The sequence below is a fragment of the Candidatus Bostrichicola ureolyticus genome, from assembly GCA_029851125.1.
GTDB lineage: Bacteria > Bacteroidota > Bacteroidia > Flavobacteriales > Blattabacteriaceae > Bostrichidicola > Bostrichidicola ureolyticus.
The window spans coordinates 111,009-125,533 of sequence record CP100319.1 but is presented as its reverse complement, the minus strand read 5'-3'; the positions used below and the strand labels follow the sequence as shown (position 1 = coordinate 125,533).

General features: G+C 19.8%; 12 protein-coding genes. 3 read left to right on the top strand and 9 right to left on the bottom strand.

Annotated features, from left to right (window positions below):
* Nucleotides 1–1,317 (bottom strand): ribosome biogenesis GTPase Der, encoded by a 1,317-nt coding sequence (gene der, locus NHG04_00690; GenBank protein ID WGH27500.1) that lies wholly within the window; start codon nucleotides 1,315–1,317, stop codon nucleotides 1–3.
* Between the two features lie 86 nt (nucleotides 1,318–1,403).
* Here der and NHG04_00685 point away from each other — a divergent pair, with 86 nt between their 5' ends.
* The gene (locus NHG04_00685; protein WGH27499.1) at nucleotides 1,404–2,057 is read left to right on the top strand and encodes a VTT domain-containing protein; all 654 of its coding nucleotides are present in this window, start codon (nucleotides 1,404–1,406) and stop codon (nucleotides 2,055–2,057) included.
* Between the two features lies 1 nt (nucleotide 2,058).
* Here the strand turns inward: NHG04_00685 and NHG04_00680 are convergent, their stop codons facing one another.
* On the bottom strand, nucleotides 2,059–3,570 hold the full coding sequence (locus NHG04_00680) for an NAD(P)H-hydrate dehydratase (protein ID WGH27498.1): 1,512 nt from the start codon (nucleotides 3,568–3,570) through the stop codon (nucleotides 2,059–2,061).
* A gap of 122 nt (nucleotides 3,571–3,692) precedes the next feature.
* Between NHG04_00680 and NHG04_00675 the strand changes: the two genes are divergently transcribed.
* Nucleotides 3,693–4,784, top strand: a complete 1,092-nt coding sequence (locus tag NHG04_00675; GenBank protein WGH27497.1) for a M42 family metallopeptidase — start codon at nucleotides 3,693–3,695, stop codon at nucleotides 4,782–4,784.
* Here NHG04_00675 and NHG04_00670 read toward each other — a convergent pair.
* A complete protein-coding gene (locus tag NHG04_00670) occupies nucleotides 4,741–5,115 on the bottom strand; it encodes a ribosome-binding factor A (GenBank protein WGH27496.1) in 375 nt (124 codons plus the stop codon). The genes NHG04_00675 and NHG04_00670 overlap by 44 nt on opposite strands.
* Before the next feature lie 38 nt (nucleotides 5,116–5,153).
* On the opposite strand from NHG04_00670, the gene dnaG reads away from it, so the two are divergent.
* The gene (gene dnaG / locus NHG04_00665) at nucleotides 5,154–6,917 is read left to right on the top strand and encodes a DNA primase (GenBank protein ID WGH27495.1); all 1,764 of its coding nucleotides are present in this window, start codon (nucleotides 5,154–5,156) and stop codon (nucleotides 6,915–6,917) included.
* On the opposite strand, the gene ccsB is transcribed toward dnaG, so the two are convergent.
* The 6 genes from ccsB to dapF all read right to left on the bottom strand — a co-directional run bounded on the left by ccsB (nucleotide 6,909) and on the right by dapF (nucleotide 14,450).
* Nucleotides 6,909–10,028 carry a c-type cytochrome biogenesis protein CcsB gene (ccsB, locus tag NHG04_00660; GenBank protein WGH27494.1) on the bottom strand — a complete coding sequence of 1,040 codons (3,120 nt, stop codon included), beginning with the start codon at nucleotides 10,026–10,028 and terminating at the stop codon, nucleotides 6,909–6,911. The two genes, dnaG and ccsB, sit on opposite strands and share 9 nt — an antisense overlap.
* Before the next feature lie 183 nt (nucleotides 10,029–10,211).
* On the bottom strand, nucleotides 10,212–10,547 hold the full coding sequence (locus tag NHG04_00655; GenBank protein ID WGH27493.1) for a DUF3127 domain-containing protein: 336 nt from the start codon (nucleotides 10,545–10,547) through the stop codon (nucleotides 10,212–10,214).
* A gap of 20 nt (nucleotides 10,548–10,567) precedes the next feature.
* Nucleotides 10,568–10,900 (bottom strand): iron-sulfur cluster assembly protein, encoded by a 333-nt coding sequence (locus NHG04_00650; GenBank protein ID WGH27492.1) that lies wholly within the window; start codon nucleotides 10,898–10,900, stop codon nucleotides 10,568–10,570.
* 56 nt (nucleotides 10,901–10,956) lie between these two features.
* Nucleotides 10,957–12,309 (bottom strand): insulinase family protein, encoded by a 1,353-nt coding sequence (locus NHG04_00645; GenBank protein WGH27491.1) that lies wholly within the window; start codon nucleotides 12,307–12,309, stop codon nucleotides 10,957–10,959.
* Between the two features lie 5 nt (nucleotides 12,310–12,314).
* Nucleotides 12,315–13,616 carry an insulinase family protein gene (locus tag NHG04_00640; GenBank protein WGH27490.1) on the bottom strand — a complete coding sequence of 434 codons (1,302 nt, stop codon included), beginning with the start codon at nucleotides 13,614–13,616 and terminating at the stop codon, nucleotides 12,315–12,317.
* A gap of 33 nt (nucleotides 13,617–13,649) precedes the next feature.
* Nucleotides 13,650–14,450, bottom strand: coding sequence for a diaminopimelate epimerase (gene dapF, locus NHG04_00635; protein WGH27489.1), 801 nt, complete (start codon nucleotides 14,448–14,450; stop codon nucleotides 13,650–13,652).
* Nucleotides 14,451–14,525: the final 75 nt, after the last annotated feature.

The following is a 14,525-nucleotide window of genomic DNA, read 5'->3' as shown; positions in this document are numbered from 1 at the left end:
TTATTTTTTTCGAAAATGAATTCCTATAGGTATTCCTTTTAATTTAAAAAAAATACGCATTTTATTTTCTATAAATTTTTTATAAGAATATTTAATATAATTAGGAAAATTAGTAAAAAACACAAATTGTGGAGTATATGTTGGCAATTGAGTACAATATTTAATTTTAATAAATTTTCCTTTAACAGAAGGTGGTGGTGTATTTTGTAGAATAGGTAATAAAGTTTTGTTTAAAACACTAGTTTTTATTTTTAATTTTCTATTTTCAGCTAATTGCATAGCTGCTTCCATCATTGGAAGTATACCTTTTTTATTTATTGAAGAAATAAAAAAAATTGGAACATCTTTGAAATTGCTAATTTTATTTTTAATTATATTTTTAAATAAATTATTTGTATCAGTTTTTTTTTCAACTAAATCCCACTTATTAATTATTATTAATATTCCTTTATTATTATTTTTAATAATATTAAATATATTAGTATCTGTAGATTCCCATCCTCTTGTAGCATCAATCATCAATAAACAAACATCTGCATCTTCAATAGATTTTATAGTTCGTATTACTGCATAAAATTCTATATTAGAATTAAATAATTTAGATTTTTTCCGAATTCCAGCAGTATCTATAAGAATACATTTAAATCCAAATAGATTATAATTTATATTTATAGGATCTCTAGTAGTACCTGGAATATTAGTTACAATATTTCTATTTTCCATAAGTAATGTATTAATAAGTGTAGACTTACCTACATTTGGCCTACCAACTATAGCTAGTTTAGGTAAACTAGGTAAACTTTCGTTTTTTTGAGTATCTTTACCTTTAGGAAAAGTTTTTAATAATTCATCTAAAAGATCTCCTGTACCACTACCATTTATAGATGAAATACAAAAATATTTATCAAATCCTAATTTATAAAAATATGTAGCGTCATATATATTTTTAGTGCTATCAATTTTATTAACTGCTAAAATAATTTTTTTATGTTCTTTTCTAAGAATTTTTGCTATTTCAATATCAATATCTATTAGCCCTGTTGTTACATCTACCATAAAAATTATTGAATTCGCTTCTTTTATAGCAATAAATATCTGTTTCCGCATTTCTTCTTCAATTATATTATTACTATATAATGTATATCCTCCTGTATCAATAATAAAAAATTTTACACCATTCCAATAAGATTCTCCATAATGTCTATCTCTAGTAACTCCACTAACTATGTCAACAATAGCTTTTCGACGTCTTAAAAGACGATTAAATAATGTTGATTTTCCTACATTAGGACGTCCTATTATAGCAGCTACATTCACAAATTTTATTTTTATTATTAATTATAATATATTAATAATTAATTAAAATAAAATATAAAAATATTTTATAAAAAATTTATCATTTTATGTTAAAATTTTGGGATTATTTTAAATATTTATTTAATCCTGAATGGATTTTTTTCCATTTTGGTAATACCACTTTACTTATTATTTTTATTATTATTTTTGCTGAAACAGGTTTATTTATTGGATTTTTTTTACCTGGTGATTCTTTACTTTTTACTGCTGGTATTTTTGGAAAAAAATTATCTGAAAGTTTTTATAATGTATCTTTTTTTGTAATTATTTTGTTAATTGCGTTAGCAGCTATTATGGGAAATATTGTGGGATATTATATAGGATATAAATCTGGTAATATTCTTTATAAAAAAAAAGATTCTTTTTTTTTTAAAAAAAAATATCTTATAATTGCTGATTTATTTTATAATAAATATAAAATAATATCTCTTACTTTAAGTAGATTTTTACCTATATTTAGGACTTTTGCTCCAATTATTGCAGGAATTGTTAAGGTAAATTTTAAGCAATTTATGATTTATAATATTATCGGAGCATTAATATGGACATTTTCTTTAATGATGGCTGGTAATTTATTAGGTAATAAATTTCCTATATTAAAAGATAATTTAGGAATTATTATTATAATTTTTATATTATTAACAACAATCCCTACCTTTAAAAGATTTAGAAGATTTTTAATAAAAAAAATACAAAAATAAATTATTTATATATTTTTTTAAAAGCTTTTCCTAAATTTTCTGCTATATCTCCTGCTATTAATCCTTCAAAACTTGTTTTTTTTACTACAATATCTGCAGATAATCCATGTAAGTATACTCCTAAAATACAAGCTTCTTTATGTAAATATCCTTGACATAATAAACTTAAAATTACTCCTGTAAGAACATCTCCGCTTCCAGCTGTCGCCATACCTGGATTTCCTGTACTATTAAAATAAAGTATACCATTAGGAGTAACTGTTATAGTATAAGCTCCTTTTAATATAATATAAAATCCATTTTTATTAGCAAAATGTTTTAACATTTCTAATTTATCATAATCATTTTTCCAACCACCAAAACCTAATAAACGATTAAATTCTTTTGGATGTGGAGTAAAAATAGTATTTTTTGGTACTATTGAAATTAATTCCGGATTTACAGCCAGTATGTTAATTGCATCTGCATCTATAACTAACGGAGTTTTTATTTTTAATAAATAATTTTTTAAAAGATTAACATTTTGTGAATTTTTTCCTAATCCAGGACCTATTGCTATTGAATTAGCAATATTAGGATTTGGAAAATTTTCCCAATTATTATTTAATATAATTGCTTCAGGAATTGCAATTTGTATTATTTTATGTCCGAATAAAGGTGTATGTATACTTAATTTTCCAATACCACTACGTAAAGATCCTTTTGCACTTAGAATAATAGATCCTATCATTCCATAATCACCTCCTATTATAAGTCCATGTCCAAAAGTTCCTTTATGTGAAAATTTTTTACGTTTTTTGTAAATTGATTTAATTAAAGAATTATCTACGTAATAATTTGTAGTTTTAAACAAATTAAAAATTTCTTCTAAATAGTTTTTTGGTAAAAATTCTAATATATGCCATCTACCTACATATTTATATAAATCTGGTAATAAGAAAGATAATTTAGGTGCATAAAAACTAAGGGTATGATTAGCTTGAATAATTCCTTTATTATTTTGTATTGGTTTTTCTGAAAAAAGACCAGATGGCATATCTATAGATATAATATTATCTATATTTATATTTATATATTCAATTAAATTTTCCCAAAATCCTTCTATTGGTTTATTAATACCAATTCCAAAAAGTGAATCAATAAGTATGTATGTATTGTTAAAACAATATGTATCTCCTTCAGATAATTCATTAATTATAACGTTCATTTCCTTAAGTCTATTCAAGTTTAAATAAAATTCTTGTGAATAAGAATGTGTTATATTAGCTATGTATATTTTTACTTTTTTTGCTTTATTATTTAATAGCATTCTTCCTATAGCTAAACCATCGCCTCCATTATTACCTTTTCCAGCTAATATTAGAAATTTTTTTTCTTTTATGTTATAATTTGAATTAATCCAATTAAAACAAGATTTTGCAGCTTTTTCCATTAAATTAATAGGAGTAATAGGTAAATTTTTAATTATGTATTTATCTATATTTTTAATATTTTCTGAAGAAAATATTTTCATATATTATATTTATTACAATTATAAATTAAAAATAGCTAAAAAAAATTAAGTTTTATGTTATTTTGATTCTATAAAGAAATATCATAAAAAAATTATATATTATATATAATATATAATTTTTTATGATTTTCAATTATTCAATTGATAATGAATCTGAAATTTTTTTAAAAAAATATTTAAATACTGCTTCACCAAGTGGTTATGAAACTAATGGTCAAAAATTATGGAAAAATTATATTAATCCTTATGTTGATAAGATAAATGTAGATATTTATGGTACTGTTGTAGGAATTATTAATCCTAATAAAGATTATAAAATATTAATTGAAGCTCATGCTGATGAAATTTCTTGGTATGTTAATTATATTACAGATGATGGATTTATTTATGTAATTCCTAATGGAGGATCAGATCATAAAATAGCACCCTCTAAAAGAGTATATATACATACTAAAAAAGGTTTTGTAAAGGGTATTTTTGGATTTCCTTCTATTCATACCAGAAAATCTGAAGAAAAATCTGACCAATTATCTAAGGTTAATAATTTATTTATAGATATAGGCGCATCAAGTAAGAAAGAAGTTAAAGATTTAGGTGTTCATATAGGTTGTGTAATATCTTATGTAGATGAATGTTTTATATTAAATAATAAATATTATGTTTCTCGTGCTTTAGACAATAAAATTGGTAGTTTTATAATTGCTGAAGTAATTAAATTATTAAAATATAATAATATAATATTACCATTTGCTTTATATGTAGTTAATGCAGTTCAAGAAGAAGTTGGATTAAGAGGTGCTAAAATGATAACTAATGTTATTAAACCTAATATAGCTATAGTTACTGACGTAGCTCATGATACTTCTATTCCTATGATTGAAAAAAAAATAGAAGGAGATATAAAATGTGGATTAGGTCCAATAATTAATTATGCCCCTTCAGTACATAATTTTTTACGTGAATTTGTATTAAAAATAGCTAAAGAAAATAAAATATCTTATCAACGTTTAGCTTCATCTCCACTAACTTATACAGATAATGATGTAATTGCTTATTCTAATGGTGGTGTGGCCTCTGTTTTAATATCAATACCATTACGTTATATGCATACTACAGTTGAAATGGTCTATAAAAAAGATGTTGAAGAAACAGTAAAACTTATTTATAATACTATAGTAAATATAAATCAAAATCAAAATTGGAATTATTTTTAATTAAATTTTTTTCTATATTTTCTATATATTCAAATGAATCATCTAATCTAAAATAGATATTAGGAAATTTTCTAAATTGATATCTTAATTTTTTAGATAAAATTTTTTTGAAAATAGATGAGTAATTACATATTTGTTGGAATAACACATTTTTATTTTCATTTGAAATAGAATATATACTAATATATATATGTGCTGAACTAATATCTTGTGTTAGTGTGACTTTAGTAACACTAATAATAATTTTATTTTTATTTTCTATATTAATAAATAATTCAGAAATTTTTTTACGTATTAATGAAGTTGCTCTTTTGTGTTTATTATTTATCATATAAACAAAATTTTTTATTTAATTTATTTAAATAAATTATGATTTCAAATCATGTTATAAAACAAATATTTGCTGTAGCACGAGTAGAAGAGGTTATAAACGATTTTATTTTTTTAAAAAAAAGTGGTTCTAATTATAGAGGATTAAGTCCTTTTTCTAATGAACGTACACCTTCTTTGATAGTTTCACCATCAAAACAAATATGGAAAGATTTTAGTTCAGGAAAAGGAGGTAACGTAATATCTTTTATTATGGAACATGAAAATATTGGTTATGTTGAAGCATTATTTTTTTTAGCAAAAAAATATGATATAAAAATCTTTGATAATTATTATTATAATAATAAAAAAAATGATGAAATAGAAAGTAATTATTTAATTCAAGATTATGCTAAAGAATTTTTTGTAAAAAATTTTTTTAAAGAAAAAGATGGGTTATTGGCTAGAAATTATATCATTAGTAGGGGATTAAAAATTGAAATAATTAAAAAATTTGAAATAGGATATGCTAATGATAATTTTACTAAATCAGCTTTAAATAAAGGATTTAATATTAATTATTTAATTAAATCTGGATTAACTACTGTTAATCATAAAGATTTTTTTAGAAATCGTATTATTTTTCCAATATATAGTATATCAGGTAGAGTATTAGGTTTTGGTGGCAGAATAATTCAAAATAATTTTAAACCAAAATATATTAATTCTACTGAAAGTGAAATTTTTAAAAAAAAAAATATAATATATGGATTATATCAATCTAAAAATTTCATTTTAAAAAATGACTGTTGTTATTTAGTAGAAGGTTATATTGATGTAATTTCTTTATATCAAATTGGTTTAAAAAATGTAGTAGCTACTTTAGGGACTTATATTACTTATGATCAAATACGTTTTATAAAACGTTTTACATCTAATATCATATTATTATATGATGGTGATAATGCTGGTATAAAAGCTGCTTTACGCGCTATAGACATAATTTTAGAACAAGATATGAACGTTCATATATTATTATTTCCTAATGAAGAAGATCCCGATAGGTTTGTTAATAACAATAATAATAATTTAGAAAAAATTTTGTGTTTTATAAAAACAAATACTTTGAATTTTATTCAATTTAAAATTAAAAATTTGTTAAAAAACCACAATTCTTTAATAAATAAAGAATTAGTTATTAAAAGTGTTATAAATAGTATTGCTAAAATACCAAATATAATTCGTAAAGAAATTTATATAAAAGAAGCATCTAAATTACTTAATTTAGATGAAAATATAATAAAAAAATATGTATTAAATAATAATTGTGTGGTTAAAAAACAATATTATAAAAAAAATAGTTCAAATACTATAGATACATTATTAATAGTTGAAAAAGAAATTATTAAAATAATAATTAATTATGGAGAAGAAAATTATAAAAATACTACGATTATACAATTAATAATAAATTATTTTAATAATAATAATTTTCATTTTTGTTATGATTTATATGAAAAAATATTTTATTATTTACAATTGGGATTAAGAAATAATAATTATAAATTTATTTATAATAAATTATTAATGAATAATAATATTAAAAGAATAATATATAATATATATGATATTAATGATAATCTAAATATAGAATATTTACATTCTACACTTCTTCGTCATAAATCATTATTTATATCAAAAATTATTAATGAATATATTCATAAAATTAAAAATGGTAATGAAAATAATTTTTTAATAAAAAAAATAATGAAATTAACTTATTTAAAAAATAAAATTAATTTAAAATTAAATTATTTAATTTAAATAATTTATTTTTCTTTTTAATATTTTTTTATATGAGAAATATGATATAAATATTATTATTAATAATATAATCAATGTATAATAAATCCATTTAGGTATTGGTATAGGGTCACCTTTTCCGTATGAATGTAATCCAGCAAAGTAATAATTAACTCCTAAATAAGTCATTATTATTGAACTAATACCCAATAAACTAGCCATATTAAAAATAAATTTTCCTCTAAGATTAGGTATTAATCGCATATGTAATATAAAACTATATACTAATATACTTATTAAAGCCCAAGTTTCTTTAGGATCCCAATTCCAATAGCTTCCCCAACTTTCGTTAGCCCATATTCCTCCTAAAAAAGTTCCTATTGTTAATAGAAAAAGACCTATAGTTAGGGTAATTTCATTAATTATGGTTAATTTTTTTGTATAAAGTATTATGTTATTTTTTTTATTATGTATTGCATTAATAATATATAATATTAATACAATTAATCCTATGAATGAACCTATTATTAAGAATGCATAACTAAAAATAATTATTGCAACATGAATTATCAACCAATATGATTTAAGTACTGGAACTAAATTAGTAATTTCTGGATCCATTAAATTTCCATGTGCAATGCTTAAAATGCTAGTTGATGCTAATGATGTAACTGATTGAACAAAAGAATAATTTACTTTGTAAAAAAATAATCCTATTAATATAATACACCAACTTATGAAAATAGCTGATTCATATCCATTGCTCCAAGGAGCATGATTAGAAATATACCATCGGAGTATTAAACCATATGTATGATATACAAATATTATAAATAATGAATAAAAACAAATATTAATATATTTATTATAATAATTTTTATTTAGAAATAAAACTTTAAAAAAAGATAAAAATAATAATATTATTCCTAATAATAGATATAATAACATTACATAATAAAAAATATTTAAACGGTTGTATAATATTTCTGCTTTAATTTTTTGTTGTGTAGGAATTATTTTATCACCATATTTCATTTGATAATTATGAATATCTTTTAATGCTTTATCAGCTATTTCCCAGTTATTTTGTTGTTGTGCTTTATATAAAGCTATAAAATAATTATTTAATAATAAATTACTTTCAGAATTAGTAATTTTAAAAAAATTTTCAAAAGTCCAAGTATTTTTTTCATCATTAGGAATTGGAAATATTTTTATATATATACCTTTAAAAATTCCTGATAATATATTTATACGTTCATTTAATTTTATAACTGCTTTATCATATTCATTTCTTTTATTAGGACTTTTTATTAAAGCATTTTCATATTCTTTTTCAAGAATATATATAATATTATTATTATTATTAATAAATAAATTATTTAAAGATGTGTAACCGTTTTTTGCATTTACCAATTTTAATAATTTTTTAGATCCTTCTACTTTAATAAAAGGTATCATTGACCAACCAATATTTTTATTTAAAAAAAATATTATCCAACTTTCTTGAATTATAGAAAGAAACCATTGATTGGCGTTTAAATTATTTATTTTATCTTTTTTATAAATTTTTCTTAAACATTCTAAAGCTATAGTATTAATAGGTTTAATACGTCCTTGTTGATCCTGTACTAGTAAATTACCAAATTTATCTGCGTGTTTTTTTTGAATATAAAATTTTTCATTAATAATGTAGTCTTCTTTAGCATTAATTTTAGTAAATAAACTAATAATAAATAATAATATAAATAATAATTTATTTGAAGATAAATTCTTTAACTTCTTTTTAAGTTTAAAAAAATGAGTTCCTTTAGAAAATAAAGTTAAAAACATACCAATAATAACTAAAAAATAACCTAAATAAGAAATTCGTGTTCCCCATATATCATTATTTACTGATAATATTGTTCCTTTTAGATTAGGATAATAACTATTTTGAAAAAACCTATACCCTTTATAATTTAGAACATTATTCATAGAAATTTTAAAGTTTTTTCTTTGATTATTATCAATAATAGTTACAAAACTTGTAAATGAAGAAGGTAATTCTGAACCTGGATATTTATTTATAACAAATTTATTTAATTTTATACTAAAAGGTAGATCAATTAATATTGAACCATAACCTATATATATTTTTTTATTATCAAATTTTATATATTTACCACTATTAATAAACCCTTTTCCTCCTATAAATGTTACTATTTTTGATTTATTATTATTATTAATTTGGGCAGTAATTACATTGGGGAATTCTTTTTCTTTTGATGATATATATTTCATATATCCTTTTAAAATTCCTTTAGGAATAACTATATAAGTTGTTCCAATATTATATAGAGCTTGGTAATTAATTGGGTATTTCTTTTTTTTTTCTAAATTAAAAATTTTAGAATTATTCATCAATGTATAATTGATATTATTAGGTGATATTATATATAATTTGCCTTTATAATCTAAAATTTGTATAGCATTTTTTACTGATTTATTATTAAAACTTACCAATATACTTCCTAATTTTTTTAATTCTCCATTTTTAATATATGTCTCTATACGTTTACCTTCTTGTAAGAAAACAATTTTTATATATTTATGTCCATAGTTATTTTGAATAAAAGTTTCTTTAGCATAAGGAATATAATTCAGTATTTTAACATTAAATAAATTTTTTTTATAAAAAAAATTTACTTCATATTTTTTATTAAAATGTGATAAAATATATGGAACTTTATAATAGTTTACTTCATTGTTTTCATGTATTTGTAATTGTATATATGTTTTATCAGAAATGGCGTTTTTAACAGTATCTCCTTCACCAATATTTATTAGACCTTCAAATCCACTGTATCTTGATATAGCTCCTCCAATTAATATAATTATGAATGCTAAATGAAATATTAATATGGGAATTTTTTTTCTTTTAAAAAGACGAAATATGATTTTAATTAAATTTAAACATAATAATAGTAATATTATTTCAAACCAAACAGATTTATAAATAAGTGCCATTGCTGTTTCTATTGAATATATTTCTTCAATAAAAGTTGCAGTTGCAAGAGATATAGCAGTGATTATAAATAATAAAGCAGTTGTTTTTGTAGATCCCAAAATCTTATTAAAAATATTAAACATATAAATTTAAAATTAATCCCGTTTTTTAGGTTTTAGTAATTATTCATAAAATGAGATCTATGTTTTTTTTTTGAAAAATATTTTAAATAAAAGAGCATGTTAGATAGTATGAATCTACTATGCGCATTTATTTATTTTTATAAAAAAGTTGTATAAATCTTTTTTAAAAATTATTTAAATAATTTAAAATGGTAAATCATCAAATTCATTTTTATTTTTAAAATTTGAAATTTCTTTTTCAGTAAAATTGAATTTTTCAATTTTCCAACCTTGAATAGAATTAAAATATTTTGTAATTCCTTCAGGATTATTCCATTCTCTTCCTTTAATATTTATGTATATTTTTACTTTATCACCATATTTAAACATATTTAATATATTAATTTTATCCTGAATAAATTCAATTAAAATATTTTGAGGATATTGTTCTTCAGTTTTTATAATTAATTCTCTTTTTTTAAATCCATTATTAAATGTTTTTACATCAAATATTTTTTTTATAGTTCCGATTATTTCCATAAAATAAATTTATTATTAATTTACAACAAACCTAATTCTAATTTAGCTTCTTCACTCATCATTTCTTTATTCCATTTAGGTTCAAAAATAAGATTTATAATAACATTATTAATTCCATTAATATTGTTAATTTTATTTTTTATTTCTGTTAAAAAGCTATCAGCTATAGGACAATTAGGTGATGTAAGTGTCATTGTAATTTTTATATCTACATTATTATTATCATTATTAATAATATCTATATCATAGATTAAACCTAATTCATATATATTTATATGAAGTTCAGGATCATATATCGTTTTTAAAACAGATATAATATTATTGTATAAATCTTTATTAATATTGGATAACATTATAAATATATATTATATATATAAATATATAAATATTATTTAAATAAATATTTTTTTTAATTTAATTTTTTAATTAAATCTCCATTTGGATTATACAAATAAATAGGATATTCTTTAATATTGAAATTATTTTTATAATTATTACTTATAATAATAATTCTAAAATTATTTATTGAAAAATATTTTTTAGCTGTTTCTAATATTTCTTCTTTAGTTAAAGATTCTATATTTATTATATAATTTTTGAAAAAATTTTTAGTAAATTTATTTTTGTTAATAACAAAATTACTATAAGTAATAGGATCTTCTAAATTCATAATAAAATTACCAATTTCTTCTTTTTTATTATTTTCTAATTCTTTATCAGAAACATAATATGTTGTTATATTATTTAATTCTTTTATAATTAAATTAATTGTATCATTTATAGTATTTAAATTTATTTGAGATACTATTCTAAAACTTGTTTTAGTGTCATGAATTATAATATTTGAACTAATATAGTAAGCATAATTTTTATATTCACGAATATTCATAAATAAACGTGAATTAGGACCTACACCTAATATGTTATTTACCATTTTAGCAGCTAAATAATCTTTATTTCTTGTATCTAAGGATAATGGATTTCCCATATAAATAAATGCTTTTTTAGCTGAATTAATATTAATTAAATCAATTTCTAATTCATAGTGTTTTGGAAAAGTATAATTTTTATTAAGTTTAATACCTTTTTGCCATAATGAAAAATATTTTTTAACTAAAAATTCCACTTGTTCTATTGAAATAGAACCCATAAAAGTTATACTAGCAACATTAGGTTTATAATAAGTATTATAAAATAATTTAATATCATTAATTGTAATTTTTTTTAGAGATTTTTCTGATACAATTTTTCCATAAGGATGATTATTGCCATAAAATAATTTGTTACCAATAACATTGGTTATTATATAATTAATATCTTTATTTTTTGAATTTAAATAAATAATCAATTTATTTATTGAATTGTTTAATTCTTGAACAGAATTTAACTTTGGTTTTATTATAATATCACTTAATATTTTTATAGATAGTTCAATATGTTTACTTAATACTGACATATATATACATGATTCTGATATATCTATATTAGATCCTAAATATTCTAAAGTTTCATATAATTCTTCTTTTGTATAATTTTCTGTACCTGCCATAAACATATCTTTCATTATATGTTTTATTCCAATTTTATTTTCTTTTATAGGTTCAATATCAAATGTTAATCCTATTTGAATTAATGGAAATTTATTTTCAATTAAAAAAACTTTTAATCCATTATCTAATTTAAAACTTTTAATATTTTTAATACTAATTTTAGGTAGTGGATCTGATGTAGGAACTTTGTTAATATCTATTTTTGAACTCATTTATTTTATATTTTAATATGTAAACGAACACGTTTATTGATTTGTAAATATTTATTAGCAACTTGTTTTATATCATTAATAGTAAAAGATTTATATAATGATATTATATCAATATTTGATTTTCCAAATAAAAATTTATTTTCTGCTAATTTTTGAGCTCTATATAACATATATAAATTATTTATTAAATAATTTGTTTCACAAAAATTTATTTGTTTTTCAATGTCTTTTTCAGATAAATTTTTTTTAAAATTTTCAATTTCTTCATCTATTACTTCTGTTAATTTATTTAAATCAACATTTTTATTACCTATAGCATATATTGTTAATATTGTGTAATTTTCTAGTATAGAAATACTATAATTAATAAATGAAGCTATTTTTTTATTATGAATTAATTTCTTTCTTAAAAAAGAACTTTCACCATTTAATAATAATTTGCTAATAAAATTTAATAATAAAACATCCTTTAATGAACTCATATTTTTATCCCAATTAATATTTTGATAAGCATTTGTTCTATAAGAAATAATAACAGCAGGAATAGATGCAAATTCATCTTTATATGTATGTACAATTTCTTTAAAAATTGAATTTTCTTCTATAAAATTAAATTGTGGAGTTTTTCCTTTAGGAATTGTTTCAAAATAAGTATTAATTAAATATTTAACTTTTTCTAAATTTAAGTCTCCTGCAATAGTTAAAATTGCATTATTAGGAACATAATATGTTTTATAAAAATTTTTATAATCATAATTATGAAAATTATTAATATTTTCCGATGAACCAATAATTGAATATTTATATGGATGTTTTTTAAATAACAAATAAGGTAATTTTTCTGAAATTATTTTTAAATAAGGTTTGTTATCATATATCATAGATCTTTCTACTTGAATTATTTTTTTTTCTGCATTAATACTTTCTAAATCTATTATAGCATTTCTCATACGTTCAGATTCTAACCATAATGCTAATTTTAAATTATTAGAAGGTAACATTTCATAAAAAAATGTAAAATCTTTATTTGTATATGCATTAGTTTGTCCTCCATTAGAGGAAACATATTTAAAAAATTCTCCATGTTTTATATTTTTAGTTTTTTGAAACATTAAATGTTCAAAACAATGAGATAAACCTGGACAAGTATAATTATTTTTACTACCTACATGATATAACATTGATACAACTATTAAAGGATTTGTGTTATCTTGGTGTAAGATAACAGTTAATCCATTATCAAGTGTATACTCATATATTTTTATTGTTTTTATATCTAAAATAGATGAAGAGGATAATAAATACATAAAATAATATTAAAAATATTAACATAAAATATATTAAAATGAATTTAATTCATATTTCAATGAATCTGTATCAATGTATCCATAATAAATAAATTTATAAGGACCTTTAATCCAAATTCTTTTATAAGAATAATCTTTATATTTAAAAAATTTAACAAATATTTTTCCTCCTAAAGTATGTATTAATATTTTATTATTAACTATTTTTCCTAATTCAAATGCAGCTATAGCTGATGCTACTGCACCAGTTCCACAAGATAAAGTTTCATTTTCTACTCCTCGTTCATATGTTCTAACTTTTAAAAAATTTTTGAAAACTTCTACAAAGTTAACATTTACTCCATTTTTTTTATAAGGTTCTTTAAATCTAATTTCTTTACCTAAAGAATAGACATTAATATTATTAATATTTTTTATAAATATAATATGATGTGGAGATCCAGTATTTAAAAATACATGATTTGTATTAATCTTTATAGATGTAACATCTATCATTTTTAATGAAATGAAATTGTTTTTTATATATGCAATATGATTTCCATCTAATGCTCTAAAATATGCTTTATTATTATTAATAATTCCTAAATATTTTGAAAATGCCACTGCACATCGTCCTCCATTACCACACATAGTACTTTCTTTTCCATCAGAATTATAATATTTCATATAAAATTGACTGTTTTTATCATTTTTAATTAAAATTAATCCATCAGCACCTATTCCAAATTTTCTATTACATAATAATTTTACATTAAAATCAAATTTTAAGTTTCTGGCATCAATTAAAATAAAATCATTTCCAGTTCCTTGATATTTAAAAAATTTCAATTTCATTTTATTAATTTTATTAATTTATTATTAAATAATAAAATGATTTTAAATTAAATAAAAATTTTTTTTTAAATATTT